Origin of the sequence: Bacillus sp. DB-2, from assembly GCF_003315125.1 — a bacterium.
Classification (GTDB): Bacteria; Bacillota; Bacilli; order Bacillales; family Bacillaceae_G; genus Bacillus_A; species Bacillus_A mycoides.
In genome coordinates, this window is record NZ_QNRN01000007.1 from 214,206 (window position 1) to 234,243 (window position 20,038).

A 20,038-nucleotide genomic window follows, 5' to 3' on the forward strand; every position below is an offset into this window, starting at 1 on the left:
AATTGTGATAAGGGTGTTAATATGTGTGTGGGGATATACAATTACATACATAATTCAGAAGTGGAGAGATTTTTTATGGAAAAAACATTTCTAATGGTAAAACCAGACGGTGTACAACGTGCCTTCATTGGGGAAATTGTAGCTCGTTTTGAGAAAAAGGGCTTTCAATTAGTTGGTGCAAAATTAATGCAAGTTACTCCGGAAATTGCTGAACAACACTATGGTGAGCATAAAGAAAGACCTTTCTTTGGTGAATTAGTAGACTTTATTACATCTGGTCCTGTATTCGCAATGGTATGGCAAGGTGAAGGTGTAGTAGATACAGCACGCAATATGATGGGTAAAACACGACCACATGAAGCTGCTCCTGGAACAATTCGTGGAGATTTCGGTGTAACTGTTGCGAAAAACATTATCCACGGTTCGGATTCTTTAGAAAGTGCAGAACGCGAGATTGCTATTTTCTTTAAGGAAGAAGAATTAGTAGACTACTCAAAATTAATGAATCAATGGATTTACTAATTATTTTGAAATAATTTGTAAACGCTTTAATAACTGTGATAATAGTAAAAAGTGCGAGAAGAATAGGGGTATTCTTCTTGCACTTTTTTTATTTCGATCAGTTACGAAGTTAGGACTGTTATGATATATTGGTATGTAAAGTAAAAGGTCTACTATTATGAAAATAATCGAACAATTACAAGTAGGGAAAGCAAACATTCGATTTACTATATAATTTCTTTGTATTTTAAAGAGTGATGGAAGATAATATAGCTACTTTATGTAGCGGGATAAATACATATGCGAAAAGAGGAATAACGTATGCGATATATTACAGCTGGTGAATCCCACGGTCCGCAACTTACGACAATTTTAGAAGGTGTTCCGGCAGGGTTATCTTTAGTAGCGAATGATATAAATGAAGAATTAGCTAGAAGACAAAAAGGATATGGACGCGGTAGACGCATGCAAATTGAGAAAGACCAAGTGCAAATTGTAAGTGGTGTTAGGCATGGGAAGACGATGGGGTCCCCGATTGCACTTGTTGTTGAAAATCGTGATTTTACACATTGGACAAAGGTTATGGGTGCAGAGCCGTTAACTGAGCAGGAAGAGAAAGAAATGAAAAGACAAGTTACGAAACCTAGACCTGGACACGCTGATTTAAATGGTGCGATTAAATATGGTCATAGAGATATGAGGAATGTATTAGAGCGTTCTTCAGCACGTGAAACGACAGTTCGTGTTGCAGCTGGTGCAGTTGCAAAAAAAATATTGGCGGAATTAGGTATACAAGTAGCGGGACATGTTATCGAGATTGGTGGTGTACAGGCAGCAAATATTAAATATAACTCTATTGTGGAATTACAAAGTACTACAGAAGCATCTCCTGTACGTTGTTTAGATGAAGAGGCCGGTAAAAAGATGATGCAAGCAATTGATGATGCGAAGGCAAATGGTGATTCTATCGGTGGTATTGTTGAAGTAGTTGTAGAAGGAATGCCAATTGGGGTAGGTAGCTATGTACATTATGATAGAAAATTAGATGCAAAATTAGCAGCGGCAATTATGAGTATTAACGCTTTTAAAGGTGTTGAAATTGGAATTGGTTTTGAAGCAGCACATAGACCTGGAAGTGAAGTGCATGATGAAATCCTTTGGGATGAAGTGCAAGGGTACAGAAGAAAAACGAACAATGCAGGTGGATTAGAAGGTGGCATGACAACTGGTATGCCGGTTGTTGTGCGCGGTGTTATGAAACCGATACCGACATTATATAAACCGCTTCAAAGTGTTGATATTGATACGAAAGAACCTTTTACAGCGAGTATTGAACGTTCAGATAGTTGTGCAGTGCCAGCAGCTAGCGTTGTGGCTGAAGCTGTTGTGGCTTGGGAGCTCGCAACAGCTTTAATTGAACAATTTGGATTAGATCGTATCGATCTTATACGTGAAAATATTGAGAAACATAATGAATATGCGAGGGGATTTTAATGGAGAACATACATATTCAAACGAAATCAAAAGAATATGATGTACATGTTGGAAGGGAGGCGTTGTCACACTTAACAACGCTTATTCAAAAAATGAATCCTGCAGTATCTAACATAATGATCATTTCTGATGAAGCTGTTGCATCACTGCATTTACAGACAGTTGTTGATGCATTGCAAGTAGAGCAAAAAGTATTTTCGTTTGTTGTACCGAGTGGCGAAAAAGAGAAGTCTTTTGAAAATTTCTATGAGGCTCACACTTCGGCTCTTGAAAATAAATTAGATAGAAATTCTTTAATCATCGCACTTGGAGGCGGAATGATTGGAGATTTGGCTGGATTTGTTGCTGCGTCGTTTATGCGTGGTATTCGCTTTGTCCAAGTTCCAACGACTTTATTAGCTCACGATAGCGCAGTAGGCGGGAAAGTAGCAATTAACCATCCACTAGGAAAAAATATGATTGGAGCATTTCATCAGCCAGAAGCTGTTGTATATCATACGCCATTTTTACATTCACTTCCTGAAAAAGAGTGGCGATCAGGTTATGCAGAAGTGATAAAGCATGCTCTTATTGGTGATGTGGAGCTATATCATTGGTTAAAAGAAGAAGTGCAAACGTTAACGGATCTTCGTGATGAAAAGTTAATTCATATATTAACGAAGGCGATTCCTGTGAAAGCGAATATTGTGTCGCAAGACGAAACAGAAAAAGGTGTACGTGCTCATTTGAATTTTGGGCATACGTTAGGACATGCTCTTGAAAAAGAGTTAGGATATGGGAATATTACTCACGGTGATGGAGTAGCGGTTGGCATGCTATTTGCTATGTTTTTAAGTGAGCAAGTGTACAAAGTTGATCTTTCTTATGAAGAAATGAAGCAGTGGTTCTTGAAATACGGTTATCCAAAAATGCCAAGTGACTTGAATGTAGAACGTCTCGTTCAGTTGATGAAACAAGATAAAAAAGCAAATGCTGGAACAATTCATATGGTGCTTATGCAGGAATATGGGGGAGTGAATGTCGTATCTATTTCAGATGAGACTGTTCATATTGCGTTAGAAGCATTTCAAAAGGATATGGTGTAAAAAAGTCGTAGAACAGGTATGAAATGCATATTTAAAGGTATTCTCGTAATGGTGACGGTTATGATTAAAGGTGACAGTAAGACATTATAAATCATATCAATGACTGGGGGAAGAAAAGTGAGAGTAAAAGAGCAATTGTTAACTTTGAGAGCATATGTACCTGGGAAAAATATTGAAGAAGTAAAAAGAGAATATGGATTGTCAAAAATTGTGAAGTTAGCGTCGAATGAAAACCCATTTGGCTGCTCTGCGTGTGTGACAGAAGCATTAACTTCGTTAGCTAATCAATATGCACTCTATCCGGACGGGGCGGCATTTGAGCTTCGTGAGAAAGTAGCAGAGCATTTAGGTGTAAAAGCGGAACAACTTTTATTTGGTAGTGGACTAGATGAAGTTATTCAAATGATTAGTCGTGCTTTGCTACATAATGGAACAAATGTTGTAATGGCGAACCCTACGTTCTCGCAATACCATCACCATGCTGTTATTGAAGGAGCAGAAGTTCGTGAAGTACCACTTAAAGATGGCATTCACGATTTAGATGCAATGTTACAACAAGTAGATGAGAAAACGAAGATTGTATGGATTTGTAATCCGAATAATCCGACAGGTACATATGTAGAAAAACAAAAATTACTTTCATTTTTAGAATCAGTTCCAAAGTCAGCGCTCGTTATTATGGACGAAGCATATTATGAATATGCTGGGGCAGAAGATTATCCGCAAACATTACCTCTTCTTGAAAAGTACGAAAATCTTATGGTGCTACGCACATTCTCAAAAGCATATGGATTAGCTGCTTTTCGTATTGGATATGCGATTGGTGATGCAAAGCTTATTGGGCAGCTAGAGGTAGCGAGACTACCATTTAACACATCAACTATCGCCCAAGCGGTAGCATTAGCGGCAATAGAGGATCAACAGTTTTTACAAGAGTGTGTGAAGAAAAATGCCGGAGGATTAAATCAATATTATGCATTTTGTAAGGAATATAACGTATTCTACTATCCATCTCAAACGAATTTCATTTTCTTGAAACTTGGTATACCTGGTAATGAAGCTTTCGAACGATTAATGAAAAAAGGATATATCGTTCGTTCTGGTGCAGCATTTGGTATGCATGATGGTATTCGTATTACTGTTGGATTAAAAGAAGAAAATGATGAGATTATTGAATTACTTACGGAACTTGTAAAAGAACAAGTGAAGAAAGAAGAAACGTATTCTTAAGAAATGGTGGAGGCTCCTGTTACAGGAGCCTTTTTCATTTGAACTGCAATAAGGGGAGTTGTTTGCACGTTCAAGAAAGAAAACGTTACAATAGAAGTAGACGTATAAGAAGAACTATTGTACATATAACTTATTTAAAATGTGAGGAGGATACAGTTTGAAACTAGTAGGACGAAAAAATAGTTTGAATGGGAAAATTGTTGTTCCAGGAGATAAATCTATTTCGCATCGCTCTGTTATGTTTGGAGCGATAGCGGAAGGGACGACGAAAGTATCAAATTTTTTATTAGGAGAAGATTGTTTAAGTACAATTGCATGTTTTCAAAAACTAGGTGTCCAGATTGAACAGTTTGGTAACGATGTCACGATTTACGGTAAAGGATTACATAATTTACAAGAACCGAAAGAAGTATTAGATGTGGGGAATTCAGGGACGACTATTCGTCTTATGCTTGGGATTTTAGCAAATACGCCGTTCCATAGTACGATAATTGGTGATGTATCAATTGGAAAACGTCCTATGAAACGTGTTACAGACCCGCTTAGTAAGATGAATGCTCAAATTGATGGTAGAGAAAACGGACAATATACACCTTTATCTATTCGCGGTGGTAAGGTAAAAGGTATGCATTACCATTCACCAGTAGCAAGCGCACAAGTGAAGTCAGCAGTTTTACTTGCGGGTTTGCAAGGGGAAGGGATTACTACGGTAACAGAGCCTATGCAATCTCGTGATCATACGGAAAGAATGTTGCGTGCATTCGGTTGTACCGTAGATGTTAATGGACGGACCGTTTCATTACAAGGTGGACAACAACTTAAAGGTGCAGACATAGAAGTTCCAGGAGATATTTCTTCGGCGGCATTTTTCTTAGTAGCTGGTGCAATTGTCCAAAATAGTAAGCTTGTATTGGAAAACGTTGGTTTAAATCCGACGAGAACAGGGATTTTAGATGTATTAACAAAGATGGGTGCACTTATTTCTATCGATCATATTAGAAATGAAGAGTTTGAACCGTGCGGGGATATTACGATTGAAACATCTAAACTAAAAGGAATAGAAATTGGTGGAACTCTTATTCCAAGATTAATTGATGAAATTCCTGTAATTGCTTTATTGGCAACGCAGGCAGAAGGAATTACTGTTATTAAAAACGCTGAGGAGTTAAAAGTAAAAGAAACAAATCGTATCGATACGGTTGTAGATGAATTAGGCAAATTAGGTGCGAAGATTGAAGCTACACCAGATGGTATGATTATATATGGTAAACAAAGTTTAAAAGGAAATACTGTTAATAGTCACGGCGATCATCGTATTGGGATGATGCTTGCAATCGCATCGTGTATTATAGATGGAGAAGTGAAAATAGAGAATAGTGATGCGGTCGCTGTATCGTATCCGGAATTTTTCGAACAATTAGCTGCGCTATGAGAGAAAGTATAGGAAGAGGTAGTTCACTCAAAAGGTTGCGTTCTTACACCTAGTTGCTTATGATAAATGAACAGAAGAGAATATTTTTTGAATTAAAGGAGACGTTTATGCAAAAGTTTGAACAGGCTGTTTCTTATATTGAAAACGGTGAAGCAGAAAAAGGATTACAATTATTAAAAGAACAACTACGAGTTGCTAATGATGAAGAGAAGTATGATATCGCTCGTTACTATCATACACTTGGGTTTATGGATGAGGCGTTAGCAATTACTGAAGACTTACGCTTGCTATATCCGGAAGAAAGTGAATTCACGGTATTTTTAGCAGAATTATATATTGATTTAGATAAAGAAGATGAAGCGATTGAAGTGCTTCATGATATTCCAGAAAACGATGATTTATATGTTCAATCGTTATTACTTGTAGCGGATTTATTCCAAATGCAAGGTTTTGATGATGTAGCAGAACAAAAACTATTAAAGGCGAAAGAAATGATGCCAGACGAACCTGTTATTACGTTTGGGTTAGCAGAATTATATAGTAGTAAAGGTGAAGAGCAAAAGGCGATCACTTATTATGAATCGTTACTAGCAGAACATAAAGTTATGGGTGGTGTTGTCATTGCGCTTCGTCTAGCAGAAACTTTAAGTGCTATTGGAAACTGGGAAGAGGCAATCTCTTACTATGAAGCGGGGTTAGAAGAGCAAAAAGATATTCACTCATTATTTGGATATGCCTTCACATTATACCAAGGAGAAGAATATCAAAGAGCAATTGGTGCTTGGCAAGAATTAAAAGAATTAGATCCTGAATACGCATCGTTATACATGTATTTAGCGAAAAGCTATGAAAAAGAAGGCATGCTTCAAGAAAGCTATGAAACACTTCAAGAAGGAATTAAAGTAGATGAGCTGTCTGTTCCTTTCTATGTAGAATTAGCGAATATTGCGGCGAAATTAGGTAAAATAGCGGAGGCTGAAGAAGTGCTTCAAAAAGCGCTGGAGCTAGATCCGGGACATTTAGGTGCGATATTAAAATATGCGTATATTTTAAAAGAACAAGAGAAATACGAAGAGCTAATTGCAGTTGTAGAGCGTGCAATTGACAGTGGAGAACCAGATACACAACTACTTTGGGATCTTGCATTTGCAAAAAAACAATTAGAAATGTATTCGGATGCATTAAAACACTATGAAAGTGCATATACTTCTTTTAAGAATCATCCAGATTTCTTGGAAGAGTACGGTTATTTCTTATTAGAAGAAGGAATGCGAAAAGAGGCGAAAGAAGTATTTACGCAGTTAATACAACTAGACCCGACACAAATTCATATTGAAGAATTGTTATATAATTTAGAGGATTTTTCATAAGTTGGAAGGAAACTGAATGCCGCTTCTTGAATCTAAAAAGAAAAGAGAAAGACAGAGGAGGGACTTAATCGCTATGAATACCCCTGTTTCTGTAAACGAGAAGAAGGATTTTGTAAAATGGTTTTTGAATAATTACCAACTGAAACAGCGTGAATGTGTATGGATTTTGAATTATTTAATGAGTCACGATCAATTAATGCATAAAGTCCACTTCGTAGAACATGCAAAATATTGTCCGCGTGGCTTAGTAATGTCAGCAAATTGTGTGAAAGACACACCGTTTCACTTTTTCAAACAAAATGTAATGACAACAGATGCAGAAAAATCGTTTCATGATATTCGTTTGAATCGAGATGAGGATATTTATATTCAGCTTAATTTTAAATCATCGTTCCAAAATGCAAACTATGTAGCTGTATTAGAAGAAAACCCATATTTGCCAAAGCATATTGAAGTGAATGAAAAAGATCGATTGCTTGCAGAACGATTTTTAGAAGAAAGTGTATTCTCATTTAGAAGAGAACGTCTTTTGAAACAAATTGATGAAGCTTTGGATAAGCAAGATAAGGAAGCATTTCATAGGTTAACAGCAGAGTTGAAAATTTTATAGAATTCATTTTGATTATGTAATCTTTACGAAATTCAGACTTTTTAAGAAAAACTACTTAATAATAGGTAGTTTTTCTTTTTTTACCTCTTTTAGTATGGTTTAATATATATAAAGTGAAAGTTCTGTTATTTCGAATGGAGGAGGGGAGAAAAGGTGAAATGGATTGTAAAAGATGTAGAACAGTTTGAGCAAGCGAGGGAGTATGTAGATACAGGGATTATACCCCTTTTGTCTATTTCGGCAGCAAAAGGGATGAAAATGGTTGTAGAGCAAGGTGAATTTATTGAGGCTTTGAGTATGGAGTTGGAAAGGGAGTATAAAGGAAGAGTGCTTTTACTGCCCGCATTTACGTATTTGGTAGAGAGCCAAAAGAATGAAAAAGACCGTTTGCAAGAATGGACAGATCATTTGCAAAGGCAAGGTTTTAAGCATATTGCCTATGTGACAAGTGACTTTTCATGGAAAGAAGATATGAGAGATGTGCAGGGTGATTTATTTTGGTTTCCATCGTTATCATTAGAGCAATTTAGTGACCAAGCGAAAAGGGAAGTTATTCGTGCACACATAAAAAATATTATGGAAATGTTGGAAGAAAGATGGATAAAATAATAATAAACAGAAAGTTCTTATTATTATGAGTAGTATGATATTGACCTATACAAGAGGGTATTATATCATGATAGTGTCCTAGTTTTTATTTTTTATATAATTTTTTCACGAGGGGACAATTTCTGATAGAGGGGGGAAATTTTCGTGAGCGAGAAAGAACATCGTGTGTCAAGAAGACAGTTTTTAAATTACACACTTACAGGGGTAGGAGGCTTTATGGCGGCGGGTATTTTACTGCCGATGACGAGGTTTGCGCTTGATCCGGTGTTAAGAAAAGAAGCGGGAACAGATATGGTTGCTGTTGGGCAAGTAAAGGATATTACAACAGAGCCGAAGCGCTTCGATTTTAAGGTGAAGCAGGTTGACGGATGGTACAAGTCTGAAGAGCCAAAATCTGCTTGGGTGCATAAAGATGAAAGTGGAGAAATTGTTGCGTTTTCTCCAGTATGTAAACATTTAGGTTGCACAGTGAACTGGAATTCGGACAAAGCACATCCTAATCAATTCTTTTGCCCGTGTCACGGGGGACGTTACACAAAAGATGGGATGAACATTAAAGGCACACCGCCTCTTGCTCCGCTTGATGTGTACGAGTCTAAAGTGAAAGATGGAACGCTGTATTTAGGAAAAGCGAAGCCAAGAGGGGGTGCAAAGTAGATGCTAAATAAAATTTATGATTGGGTAGACGAACGTTTAGATATTACACCGATATGGCGTGATATCGCTGATCATGAAGTACCTGAGCATGTTAACCCGGCACATCACTTTTCTGCATTCGTCTATTGTTTTGGAGGACTTACCTTTTTCGTTACTGTAATTCAAATTTTGTCCGGAATGTTTTTGACGATGTATTATGTGCCGGATATTAAAAATGCTTGGGAGTCGGTTTATTATTTACAAAATGAAGTAGCTTACGGACAAATTGTTCGTGGTATGCATCACTGGGGCGCTAGTCTCGTAATTGTAATGATGTTTTTACATACACTCAGAGTTTTCTTCCAAGGTGCGTATAAAAAGCCTCGTGAGTTAAACTGGATTGTTGGTGTTCTTATTTTCTTTGTTATGTTAGGTCTTGGTTTTACCGGATATTTATTACCGTGGGATATGAAAGCGTTATTTGCTACGAAAGTAGGGATTCAAATTGCAGAGCAAACGCCGCTCATTGGTCCTTATATTAAAACATTACTCGCTGGTCATTCCGAAATCGTTGGCGCTCAAACATTAACTCGCTTCTTTGCTATTCACGTCTTCTTCTTACCAGCAGCACTTCTAGGTTTAATGGCCTTCCACTTCATCATGATTCGCAAACAAGGTATTTCCGGTCCGCTATAAGAGATTGCTAAATTAAAGGGGAAAGAACAAAAGGAGGGAGATTATGCATCGCGGCAAAGGGATGAAGTTTGTAGGAGATTCTCGGGTACCAGTAGCCCGGAAACCCAATATTCCGAAAGATTATTCTGAATATCCAGGGAAAACAGAAGCGTTTTGGCCGAATTTCTTGTTAAAAGAATGGATGGTTGGTGCAGTTTTTTTAGTCGGTTATTTATGTTTAACAGTGGCGCATCCGTCACCGCTTGAGAGAATGGCGGATCCTACAGATGCAGGATATATACCACTTCCAGATTGGTATTTCTTATTCTTGTATCAGTTATTAAAGTATTCGTATGCTTCAGGCTCATTTACTGTAATTGGTGCGTTTATTATGCCGGGGATTGCGTTTGGAGCGTTACTATTAGCTCCGTTTCTAGATCGAGGCCCAGAAAGAGCACCATTGAAGCGTCCTGTAGCAACGGGGTTTATGCTTTTAGCAATTGCATCGATTATTTTTTTAACTTGGGAATCTGTAGCACACCACGATTGGGAAGCTGCAAAAAAACAAGGAGCAATTGTAAAAACAGCACCAGTTGATAAAAATGATGACGGCTACAAGTTGATGCAAAAAAATACTTGTTTAACATGTCATGGTGACAATTTACAGGGCGGAGCGGCAGCACCGGCTTTGCAAAACTTAACTTTAAAACCAGAAGAAATCGCTAAAATTGCGAAAGATGGAAAAGGTTCAATGCCTAAAGGTGTATTTAAAGGTACAGATGAGGAATTGAAAAAGCTTTCGGAATTCGTTGCAAAGTATAATAAAAAATAATAGAAAAGCTGACTACAAAATCTGTGGTCAGCTTTTTATTTTGCGTGCTCAGCTAAGCTGGGCACTGTTTGATGGTGAAAGGTTTAAATAGAATTCTACAAGGATTTAAAAATTATTATAGCCTATCTTCAATTGGACAGAAGTGGCTCGGTAAAATAGATTGGTACGTCTTAGAACGGCTTAACCTTTTCTGGAATAAGAAAAGAAACATGGTCGTATCAAGGACTTGATGTAGAAAATAACATACACACTCGTGAAAGTAGGAAGCTAGAACAAACTGAAAGCTAAAGAAGGAAGAGCATCGGAAAGCTGTATGAGGGAAAACCTCACGTACGATTTGATGAGGGGAAGCTGAAACAGAAAAGGGATAGCAAAGCCATCCCTAAATAAAATTTAATCTGTTTCAGTTTTCTACTCTACGATGACGGAAAGTTTGCTATATAATAGAGTAGAGTTCGATGAAAGAATTACTTTGTTTGAAAGGTGTTGGACATACAGATTGGCTTACTTGTATGCAATGTTAAGGCAACGTTCGGTACTATTATTTTTATTGGTTGTTAACATATTAGGTACAATTTACGGATTCATATGGTATGGAAATCAATTAAAAGAAACCTCACCTATATTTTGGCCGTTTGTACCAGATAGCCCTATGGCGACTCTCTTTTTTGTCTTTGTTTTAATTGCTTTTTTGATGAAGAAGAACTGGGGGTTAATAGAAGCGCTAGCGATAGTTACTTTAATAAAATATGGTGTTTGGGCTGTTGTTGTAAATGCAATTATGATTTATGTAAAGGGCCCTATTGGCCTTATGGGATATATGTTAATGTTATCTCATTTTGCGATGGCAGTGCAGGGAATGTTATATGCTCCGTTTTATCGGATAAAAAAATGGCACTTCACTGTAGCTGGCATATGGACATTACATAATGATGCAATTGATTATTTATTTTGGCAAATGCCGAGATATGGGATTATGCATTTGTTTGTAGAGAAAATTGGTTATTTTACGTTTTGGTTAAGTATTGCTGTACTGTGTATTACATATTATTATTGCTTACGTGAGAACCGAAAACAGTTTTCTTTATGATGGTGAGGACATTTAGGGGGAGAAAATGAAGAAAAATAAGAGCGGTATAAACATATTGGATCGATTGATCACTTTAGTAGTTTCCTATAGCATAGCATTTTCTGTTTTCGCTCTCGCGACAACGATAGTTGTATATGGAAAATGGTTGTATTATTTTGAAATTGATTTTTTAAATATTCCAGATTTAGCGGATATGACGAAAGATGAAATTAAGAGAAACTATGATGTGCTTATTACATATTTATCGCCGTTTTATGAAGGTGCATTACAATTGCCGACATTAGATATGTCCACAAATGGACGCATTCATTTTGTAGATGTTAAAAATATTTTAGTAAAGATTCAATATATAATGTATGGAACGATTGTAATTGCTGTATTAGGAGGAGCGTATTTATTAAAAAAGAAAAAAGAAAAGTTTTTACTTCACGGAGCGATTCTTACAATTATTTTTCCAATAGCTCTTACGTTACCAATTGCTATTAATTTTGAAAAGAGTTTCGTATTATTTCATAAGCTTTTATTTAGCAATGATTATTGGATGTTTGATATTGAAACAGATCCGGTTATTTTAATGTTACCGGAAGAATTCTTTATGCATGCTGCATGTATTATTTTATTATTGATTTTAGGTGGTAGCATGCTTTGTTACGGTGTGTATAAATATTTAGTGAAAAAGAAAAGGGTTTCAAAGAAAAAATTCTCTGTTTAAAGAGAATTTTTTTGTTTTCATAGAGATAATATATTTTTTGGTTTTGTTCTGTTCTATTCTTGTCCAATTCCACATATTTTGTACTAGTAGTTATAGGGGGGACCGGGATGAAGAGAACATTAATTGGACTGATAGCATTTCTAATTATAATGTTTCCAGTACGTATATATGCTGAAGAGTGGAGCGAACTAACTGGATTGCTAGATGACTCTTTGCAGTTAGTGAAGAAAAAAGAAGATGAAAAGGCAATACAAGTACTGTACCATTTCTCAGAGCAATTTCTATCAAAGGAGAATGAAAATAATTCAAAAGTAACTCCGGGACAAATTAGAGTCGTTTCTTTAGCATACGATAAGGCGAAACAATCTCTCGCGGAAGATTCAGATAGGCAAGTTAAAGTGGATAATATGTTAGCGTTACAACTTGCTGTTGATGCACAAGTATCTAAATATCAGCCACTTTGGATGGAAAGAGAAAGAAAGATAATGAATGCTTTTTCTCAAGTAGAAAAGGCGATGGAAAAAGACGATGATGGACAGTTCCAACAGACGCTAAATACATTTTTAAATGAATTTAATATTATTTATCCTAGTTTAATGATTGCTCTGCCAGAAAACGAAGCGCAGCGTGTAAATGCACATTTATCTTATTTGGATGAATTTCGTAACGTTATGTTAAAAACGAAAGGTGGACAAATGCAACTAGGGATTATTAAAGGTGATTTGCAAAAAATATTTCATACAGTAAAAAAAGATGAGATTGCTCCCTCTCTCATTTGGTTTATGACAATTACTGGAGGACTTATTTTGTTCACTTTAACGTATGTTGGATGGAGAAAGTATAAAGGGGAGAGAGAGAAGCGGAGAAGCAACTTGCATTCTAAAGATAGATAATACGCATAAATAAAGATACGGATTGTAAGGTTTATTTATTGACAACGGTGGAAGAAAAAAATAGAATGAGAAGTACTATAATTAAAACTTCAATGGAGGTTTATGATGTTTTATTTAATTTACTTCGCGATCATTTTGATCATACCGTTGTATGCACAGTCAAAAGTACGTAGTGCCTATAGCAAGTATTCACAAGTTTATTCAACATCAGGTATGACAGGAGCGGAAGTGGCTCGAAAAATTTTAGATGAAAATGGATTGTACAATGTAGCCGTAGAAGAAACGCCAGGTCATTTGTCAGATCATTATGACCCGCGTGTAAAGACGGTTAGATTATCGACAGATAACTATTATGGTCATTCAGTTGCTGGTACAGCTGTAGCAGCACATGAAGTAGGACACGCAATTCAAGATGCGAAAGATTATAACTTTATGCGTTTACGCCATTCGTTAGTGCCAGTTGCTAATTTTGGTTCAAACATGTCATGGGTTTTTGTCCTAATTGGTGTATTTGCACAAATGTCTGGTTTGTTGTTACTAGGAATTATTTTAATGGCAGCAGGTGTTATTTTCCAACTTGTTACATTACCAGTTGAGTTTGATGCATCAAAACGCGCAATGCAACAAATTGAAGCACTTGGTATCGTATCAACAGATGAGTACGGTCAAGCTCGTAAAGTATTAAATGCGGCAGCATTAACATATGTAGCAGCAGCTGCTGTAGCAGTATTTGAATTATTACGTCTCGTATTAATTTATACTGGTATGCAGCGTAGCGACGATTAAAGACTATCAATTTTGATAGTCTTTTTTTGTTTTGTGGATTGAATCTTATAATATGTTACAAATGGAAATAATAGAGAGAATATGGGGTATAGAACTAGTTAAAATAAAGATAAGTATGGAATGATGAAAGAAGGTGACGGACATAGAATATCCATATTATTTAGTTAAACAAGTGAAGGAGCGTAGTGCTACATACCAATTAGAAGGTTTTTTAAGTGGACAGGGCCCTAAAAACCCGAAATTAATGCTTGTTGGAGAAGCACCTGGTGAAACAGAAATTAATAATGGGATCCCATTTAGTGGGAGAGCGGGAAAACATTTAATGGAATTTTTAGAACGTATTCACGTTACAGCCCTTTCCGAACGAGAAAGCCCATTGCCTTTAGGCATGGGATGAAAGTGAGGTTGGATACGGAGTACCACTATAAATCGTAAGGTTCGTGGTACTTTAAGTATCCAAAGTATAGGTAGTTTCTTTGGGTCTGTTTGTTGTGATTTTTCGGAAATAAATGATACATTGTAACTATGATAAATGATTATAGAAGAACGTTTCAAAGTGTTGGTTGAAGAGATATGTAACGAACTTGATATTGTTAGTATCGCAATGGAATAGGATACCAACCACGTTCATTTGTTTTAAATACACTGTCAACACTTAGTCCTGCTGATACAATGGCAAAAATAAAAGAAGTGACATCAAAGCGTTTGAGAGAAGAATTCCCTCATCACATGCACTTGCAAAGTTTATAGACACGTTCCCATTTTGTTTCTACTGCTGGAAATGTATCAAATGAGACAATAAAACAGTATGTTGAGAATCAAAAAACAAAGGGGTGAAACGTATGTCACAGACCCTAACAGTGAAAGTGAAATTGCTTCCCACAAAAGAACAAATCCGTTTATTGGAACAAAGTAGCCACGAGTATATTAAAGTTATAAATACACTTATATTGGAAATGGTTGAAGCAAAGAAAAGCACGAAAAAAAGCACAAAGGATATTGAAGCTAATATTCCAAGTGCGGTGAAGAATCAAGCAATTAAAGACGCGAAAAGTTTGTTTGCTACAAAAGTAAAGAAAAGCAAGTGTAAAATCATTCCGATTTTAAAGAGGCCTGTTTGTGTATGGAACAATCAAAATTATTCATTTGACTCCACTCATATTTCAATCCCGTTTAAGGTAAAAGGAAAGTCAACTCGTTTAAAGGTCCGTGCTTTATTAATCGATAAAACAAATCGCAATTTGGACTTGTTAAAACATAAGTTAGGTACACTTCGTATCACAAAGAAATCGAATAAGTGGATGGCCCAAATATCTGTCACACTTCCTACAAATGAAAGAGCAGGGGCGAAAATTTTAGGAGTAGACCTAGGTCTCAAAGTCCCTGCGGTAGCAATCACAGACGATGACAAGGTTCGTTTCTTTGGGAATGGTAGGCAAAATAAATATAGGAAGCGTAAGTTTCGTAGTGTTCGTAAGAAGTTAGGAAAAGACAAAAAAGTGAATGCGATTCGGCGATTTGATGATAAAGAACAAAGATGGATGCAAGATAAAGATCACAAAATAAGTCGTGAAATCATTGATTTTGCGATTGCAAATCATATTTCTGTCATTCGTTTAGAGCAACTAACGAATATAAGACAGACGGCAAGAACAAGCCGTAAAAACGAAAAAAACTTACACGCTTGGTCATTCTATCGTTTGTCACGATTTATTGCGTATAAAGCAACATTAGTTGGTATTCAGGTTGAATATGTAAATCCGGCTTATACAAGTCAAAGCTGTCCGAAATGCGCTGAAAAGAATAAGGCACAAGACAGAAAGTACAAGTGTCCATGTGGGTTTGGGACACATCGTGATATCGTTGGGGCGATGAATATTCGCTACGCACCTGTGATTGATGGTAACAGTCAATCAGCCTAAGCACCTATATGGTCTGGTTTAGGAGGGGCAATGAGATGCCCTCATCTTGAAGGCTGTTTAAAACAGAAATGGACTGCGAACGTTTAGTCATTCAAGAATCCCACCCGTAAATCCGTAAGGATTCGGGCTTGCGACTTTAGTCGTGGGAGTCTCAAAAGGGAAGAAGTATATATTACGAGTGCGGTTCGGAGTAGGCCGTATAAGTGGAGAGAGAAAAGAGAGCGAAGCGGCGAAATAATACAAAAGAAGTACAATAGAACACCGAATCAAAGTGAGATACTTGTCCATGCGCCATTGTTAGATTATGAATTGGCACATATGGATTCGCCAGTTATCGTGACGCTTGGTAATATTGCGTTAAAGCGTTTAGCCGGAAATAATAAAAAGATTACAGATGTTCACGGACAATTATTAAAGCAGCCGATCCAAAAGCTAAAGAATATACAACAGGCAGAGTTTATATGGACTGAAAAAGAATATAATATATTTCCTACTTTTCATCCGGCTTCAATTTTTTATAATCGCAGTTTATTGGAGTTGATTTATGAGGATTTAGAAAGGTTGAAAAATATTTTAGGCTAAGAAGTTTATTGTAAGAGTGAATATTAAGAATTGGGAAAAATGAATATTAATGTATAATTATGGTTCATAAAATGTCATAATAAAAAAGTATGATTATATCAGTATTTAAATTTTTTTATAATTAGGAGTATGAATTATGGGGTATTTAAATTGGAAAATAGAAAGATTAAATGTGGCAGATATTTATTTAGATGAAGAAAATCCACGGGTTTTCGTTGATGAGTTATCTCAAGAGAATATACTTGATTTCCTCATAGATAATTTTGATGTGGTTAATTTGGCGGCATCTATTCAATAGCAGGTAAAAAAGAAAATATATATGTATCAAATCAAGATGCAAAAAAATTTATAAAAGATGTAATTATAGAAAAATTAAGATCTGAGGAGACATTTATTTTCTTTGATCCACCGTATTATAAACAGGGAAAGAATTTATATACTAATTTCTTTAATCACGAAAATCATGTAGAACTTAGCGAACAGATTTTAAGATTATGTGATTATCATTGGATTACAACTTATGATTTTAATGAAGAAATTGCAAAAATGTACTCTGAAGTACCTACTAAGATGTATCAATTAATGTATTCTGCAAATAGAAAGAGAAAAGAATTTGAATATTTATTTCACAGTCATAAAACAATAGTAAATTCTTTTGATAAGGTACAGTTTACAGAGAGTGAAGAAGCTGAAGAAATTACACCAGATGTGGTTACGGCATAACTAAAAGGCTATCAAAAATGATAGCCTTTTAATTATGTAACGGTTTTTTATTTTCATCTAATGTAAATCCTTCACCAACAACATCGTGTACATCACTTACAGCGACAAAGGCATGTGGATCTACTGAAATAATGATATTTTTTAATTTTACGATTTCATTTTTAGCAACAACACAATATAGTACATTACGTTCTATTTTTGTATAGGATCCAACTGCTTTTAAAAAGGTTGCTCCGCGCTCCATTTCTGATAAAATTTTTGAAGCAATTTCATCGTTTTTATCAGAAATAATAGTTGCTCCTTTTGCTGCATAAGCACCTTCTTGCATGAAATCAATAACCTTAGCCCCGATAAAAACAGCAACTAACGTATACATGCCCTCGCGATATGATAAATATGTAAGAATAGAGATAATGATAACGACCGCATCAAACATAAACATCGTTTTTCCCATACTCCAGCCAACATATTTGTGAGCTAGCCTTGCGATAATATCAACACCGCCAGTAGTCCCGCCGTATTTGAATATAATTCCAAGTCCTATGCCGATAAATGCCCCAGCGAATAAAGCAGCCAGTGTCATATCCTTTTGCAAGTTTAAATGTAAGTTGAGAACCTCGTAGCGCTGAAACACCCAAAGGAATAAAGAGACGCTAAATGTACCGATTAATGTGTATAAAAATGTTGTTCGGCCGAGTAATTTCCAGCCAATGAAAAATAGAGGGACGTTTAAAATTAAGTTTGTATAGGAAGGATCAAGTGAAAATTTAAAATATAATAATAGCGTAATGCCGGTAAATCCACCCTCTGCAAGATGATTTTCAATATTGATATTCACAATACCGAAAGAAAAAATAGCGGAACCGATTAAAATAAAAATGATATTTCGAATCTTCAAATTTGATGTCATTTAGAAATCCCCCTAATTATGTAATGATTGCATTGCTCCTCTTAAACGATAGAACATAATAATAAGTTATTTCTAGTTGATAGTAAAAATAGAGAATGGTATAAGAGCTTAATTAGTTCAGCCTGATATTGTGTGGAAAAAATGCAAAAGAAAGTTTCACTTTATCCCGTCCCAACGACTGGTAGAGGGAAAAGCGAAGAAGAAAAGGTCGAACCAGCCGCAGGGACCCGATTGGTTCAGGCTGATTTTTTGCAAAAATCACGCAAAAGAAGTTTCACTTTATTATAGTCTATCCTAAAAAGAGTCGTAAATAGTGATATGAGGGAATAATATTTGTCAAATCGCGATGAATTGGCTAACATGAAAGAGGAAGGAATAAGAGGTGACTAGTATGGAAGCAAAAACGATGAAAGATATGCAGAAAGAAGTAGATGCATATATCGGTCAATTTAAAGAAGGTTATTTTAGTCCGCTTGCAATGATGGCTCGTTTAACTGAAGAAATGGGAGAGCTTGCAAGAGAGGTTAATCATTATTATGGTGAGAAACCAAAGAAAACGACTGAGAAAGAACGAAGTGTTGAGGAAGAGCTTGGAGATGTTTTATTTGTTATGATTTGTATGGCAAATAGTTTAAATATTGATTTAGAAACAGCGCATAACATTGTAATGAATAAATTTAATACACGTGATAAAGATCGTTGGACACGTATTGATGAGGGAGAGAAAGACGCATGAAAGAAATTAAAGTAATTATCGCTGGACCACGAGGACGCATGGGATATGAAGCAGTCCTTCTTATGGAAAGAACAGCGCATTTCAATTTAGTAGCAGCAATTGATTATAAGCATGGCGGAGAAAAAATTTCTGATTTACCGGGAATGCCAGCGCTAGATGCACCTATTTACGCGGATTTACATACTTGTTTAGATGAAGTAGAAGCAGATGTATTGTTAGATTTAACAACACCAGAAATTGGAAAGAAACATGTGACACTTGCAGTTGAACGTGGACTTCGATCAGTTATTGGTACAACTGGATTTACTGAAGAAGAACTAAAGCAATTAACAGAAAACGCAAAAGAAAAAGAAGTAGGAACAATTATCGCTCCAAATTTTGCGATTGGTGCAGTTCTTATGATGAAATTTTCACAAATGGCAGCGAAGTACTTCCAAGATGTTGAAGTAATTGAATTACACCATGATCAAAAATTAGACGCACCATCTGGTACAGCTGTAAAAACAGTAGAATTAATCCGTCAAAATCGTGTGCCAAAAGAGCAAGGGCATCCTAATGAAACGGAACAATTAGAAGGGGCACGTGGTGCAAATGTAGACGGTATTCACATTCATAGCGTACGTCTACCAGGGCTTATTGCACACCAAGAAGTAATGTTCGGCGGAGATGGACAAATGTTAACAGTTCGTCATGATTCATTCAACCGTGCATCATTTATGTCAGGTGTAAAACTATCAATTGAAACAGTAATGAACCTTGATCATCTTGTGTACGGTTTAGAAAATATTATCGACTAAAGGGGAGACAACGGATGAAAATTGCCTTAATCGCACATGACAAAAAGAAAGATGATATGGTTTCGTTCGCATACGCATATAAACCAATTTTTGAAAAACATGAACTTTTTGCAACAGGAACGACAGGACTTCGTATTATGGAGGCAACTGGTTTAGTTGTAACAAGATATCAATCCGGTCCTCTTGGTGGCGATCAAGAAATTGGTGCAATGATTGCAAAAAATGAGATGGATATGGTGATTTTTTTCCGGGATCCACTAACAGCCCAGCCGCATGAACCAGATGTTAATGCGTTACTTCGTTTATGTGATGTATACGCCATCCCATTAGCAACAAATATGGCAAGTGCTGAAATGCTAATGCATGCATTAGAGCGGGGAGATTTAGATTACCGAAAGTTAAGAAAATGAGGG

The 20,038-nt window shown here is 36.2% G+C and carries 22 protein-coding genes and 3 pseudogenes; 24 read left to right on the plus strand and 1 reads right to left on the minus strand.

Annotated features, from left to right (window positions below):
* Positions 1 to 75 precede the first annotated feature (75 nt).
* The 21 genes and pseudogenes from ndk (at position 76) to DET63_RS30265 (ending at position 17,182) form a co-directional block, all read left to right on the plus strand.
* On the plus strand, positions 76 to 522 hold the full coding sequence (gene ndk, locus DET63_RS14260) for a nucleoside-diphosphate kinase (protein WP_000415879.1): 447 nt from the start codon (positions 76 to 78) through the stop codon (positions 520 to 522).
* 300 nt (positions 523 to 822) lie between these two features.
* Positions 823 to 1,995, plus strand: a complete 1,173-nt coding sequence (gene aroC, locus DET63_RS14265; RefSeq protein WP_002030766.1) for a chorismate synthase — start codon at positions 823 to 825, stop codon at positions 1,993 to 1,995.
* Positions 1,995 to 3,080 (plus strand): 3-dehydroquinate synthase, encoded by a 1,086-nt coding sequence (gene aroB, locus DET63_RS14270; RefSeq protein WP_002011826.1) that lies wholly within the window; start codon positions 1,995 to 1,997, stop codon positions 3,078 to 3,080. The genes aroC and aroB overlap by 1 nt, the downstream gene beginning before the upstream one ends.
* A gap of 117 nt (positions 3,081 to 3,197) precedes the next feature.
* Positions 3,198 to 4,310: a histidinol-phosphate transaminase gene (gene hisC / locus DET63_RS14275; RefSeq protein WP_113937055.1), complete on the plus strand. Its 1,113-nt coding sequence runs from the start codon at positions 3,198 to 3,200 to the stop codon at positions 4,308 to 4,310.
* Positions 4,311 to 4,467: 157 nt separating this feature from the next.
* Entirely contained in the window at positions 4,468 to 5,742 is a 1,275-nt protein-coding gene (gene aroA, locus DET63_RS14280) for a 3-phosphoshikimate 1-carboxyvinyltransferase (protein ID WP_113937056.1), read from the plus strand.
* Between the two features lie 107 nt (positions 5,743 to 5,849).
* Positions 5,850 to 7,112 (plus strand): tetratricopeptide repeat protein, encoded by a 1,263-nt coding sequence (locus DET63_RS14285; RefSeq protein WP_002086616.1) that lies wholly within the window; start codon positions 5,850 to 5,852, stop codon positions 7,110 to 7,112.
* Positions 7,113 to 7,185: 73 nt separating this feature from the next.
* On the plus strand, positions 7,186 to 7,722 hold the full coding sequence (locus DET63_RS14290; RefSeq protein ID WP_002086615.1) for a ReoY family proteolytic degradation factor: 537 nt from the start codon (positions 7,186 to 7,188) through the stop codon (positions 7,720 to 7,722).
* A gap of 153 nt (positions 7,723 to 7,875) precedes the next feature.
* The gene (locus DET63_RS14295) at positions 7,876 to 8,331 is read left to right on the plus strand and encodes a YpiF family protein (RefSeq protein WP_002064531.1); all 456 of its coding nucleotides are present in this window, start codon (positions 7,876 to 7,878) and stop codon (positions 8,329 to 8,331) included.
* A 144-nt stretch (positions 8,332 to 8,475) separates the two neighbouring features.
* Positions 8,476 to 8,988 carry a menaquinol-cytochrome c reductase iron-sulfur subunit gene (qcrA, locus tag DET63_RS14300; protein ID WP_002135282.1) on the plus strand — a complete coding sequence of 171 codons (513 nt, stop codon included), beginning with the start codon at positions 8,476 to 8,478 and terminating at the stop codon, positions 8,986 to 8,988.
* A complete protein-coding gene (qcrB, locus tag DET63_RS14305) occupies positions 8,989 to 9,663 on the plus strand; it encodes a menaquinol-cytochrome c reductase cytochrome b subunit (RefSeq protein ID WP_000932700.1) in 675 nt (224 codons plus the stop codon).
* A gap of 43 nt (positions 9,664 to 9,706) precedes the next feature.
* Positions 9,707 to 10,474 (plus strand): menaquinol-cytochrome c reductase cytochrome b/c subunit, encoded by a 768-nt coding sequence (qcrC, locus tag DET63_RS14310; protein ID WP_002011836.1) that lies wholly within the window; start codon positions 9,707 to 9,709, stop codon positions 10,472 to 10,474.
* Positions 10,475 to 10,973: 499 nt separating this feature from the next.
* Positions 10,974 to 11,564 (plus strand): lipoprotein heptaprenylglyceryl N-acetyltransferase LhaT, encoded by a 591-nt coding sequence (lhaT, locus tag DET63_RS14320; RefSeq protein WP_002086612.1) that lies wholly within the window; start codon positions 10,974 to 10,976, stop codon positions 11,562 to 11,564.
* Positions 11,565 to 11,589: 25 nt separating this feature from the next.
* The gene (lit, locus tag DET63_RS14325) at positions 11,590 to 12,276 is read left to right on the plus strand and encodes a lipoprotein intramolecular transacylase Lit (protein ID WP_113937057.1); all 687 of its coding nucleotides are present in this window, start codon (positions 11,590 to 11,592) and stop codon (positions 12,274 to 12,276) included.
* 107 nt (positions 12,277 to 12,383) lie between these two features.
* Positions 12,384 to 13,169, plus strand: a complete 786-nt coding sequence (gene ypjB, locus DET63_RS14330) for a sporulation protein YpjB (protein ID WP_002168786.1) — start codon at positions 12,384 to 12,386, stop codon at positions 13,167 to 13,169.
* Positions 13,170 to 13,274: 105 nt separating this feature from the next.
* On the plus strand, positions 13,275 to 13,955 hold the full coding sequence (locus DET63_RS14335) for a zinc metallopeptidase (RefSeq protein ID WP_113937058.1): 681 nt from the start codon (positions 13,275 to 13,277) through the stop codon (positions 13,953 to 13,955).
* Between the two features lie 133 nt (positions 13,956 to 14,088).
* Positions 14,089 to 14,307: pseudogene (locus DET63_RS14340) on the plus strand (uracil-DNA glycosylase family protein); the annotation flags it as partial.
* Between the two features lie 186 nt (positions 14,308 to 14,493).
* Positions 14,494 to 14,792 (plus strand): annotated as a pseudogene (gene tnpA / locus DET63_RS14345) (IS200/IS605 family transposase); the annotation flags it as partial.
* A 5-nt stretch (positions 14,793 to 14,797) separates the two neighbouring features.
* Complete coding sequence (locus DET63_RS14350; protein WP_113937059.1) at positions 14,798 to 15,877, plus strand: RNA-guided endonuclease TnpB family protein; 1,080 nt, start codon at positions 14,798 to 14,800, stop codon at positions 15,875 to 15,877.
* 156 nt (positions 15,878 to 16,033) lie between these two features.
* Positions 16,034 to 16,459 (plus strand): annotated as a pseudogene (locus tag DET63_RS14355) (uracil-DNA glycosylase); the annotation flags it as partial.
* Positions 16,460 to 16,595: 136 nt separating this feature from the next.
* Positions 16,596 to 16,757 carry a hypothetical protein gene (locus DET63_RS30260; protein ID WP_181777918.1) on the plus strand — a complete coding sequence of 54 codons (162 nt, stop codon included), beginning with the start codon at positions 16,596 to 16,598 and terminating at the stop codon, positions 16,755 to 16,757.
* Positions 16,758 to 17,005: 248 nt separating this feature from the next.
* Positions 17,006 to 17,182, plus strand: a complete 177-nt coding sequence (locus tag DET63_RS30265) for a hypothetical protein (RefSeq protein WP_181777919.1) — start codon at positions 17,006 to 17,008, stop codon at positions 17,180 to 17,182.
* A 28-nt stretch (positions 17,183 to 17,210) separates the two neighbouring features.
* Here DET63_RS30265 and DET63_RS14360 read toward each other — a convergent pair whose 3' ends face one another.
* A complete protein-coding gene (locus DET63_RS14360) occupies positions 17,211 to 18,092 on the minus strand; it encodes a YitT family protein (RefSeq protein ID WP_113937060.1) in 882 nt (293 codons plus the stop codon).
* Between the two features lie 391 nt (positions 18,093 to 18,483).
* Here DET63_RS14360 and DET63_RS14370 point away from each other — a divergent pair, with 391 nt between their 5' ends.
* From DET63_RS14370 to mgsA, 3 genes are read left to right on the plus strand one after another with little or no spacing between them, the layout of a single operon-like run.
* Positions 18,484 to 18,828 (plus strand): nucleotide pyrophosphohydrolase, encoded by a 345-nt coding sequence (locus DET63_RS14370; RefSeq protein ID WP_002011846.1) that lies wholly within the window; start codon positions 18,484 to 18,486, stop codon positions 18,826 to 18,828.
* Positions 18,825 to 19,625 carry a dihydrodipicolinate reductase gene (dapB, locus tag DET63_RS14375; RefSeq protein WP_002126457.1) on the plus strand — a complete coding sequence of 267 codons (801 nt, stop codon included), beginning with the start codon at positions 18,825 to 18,827 and terminating at the stop codon, positions 19,623 to 19,625. The genes DET63_RS14370 and dapB overlap by 4 nt, the downstream gene beginning before the upstream one ends.
* A 14-nt stretch (positions 19,626 to 19,639) precedes the next feature.
* Positions 19,640 to 20,035 (plus strand): methylglyoxal synthase, encoded by a 396-nt coding sequence (mgsA, locus tag DET63_RS14380; RefSeq protein ID WP_000684753.1) that lies wholly within the window; start codon positions 19,640 to 19,642, stop codon positions 20,033 to 20,035.
* Positions 20,036 to 20,038: the final 3 nt, after the last annotated feature.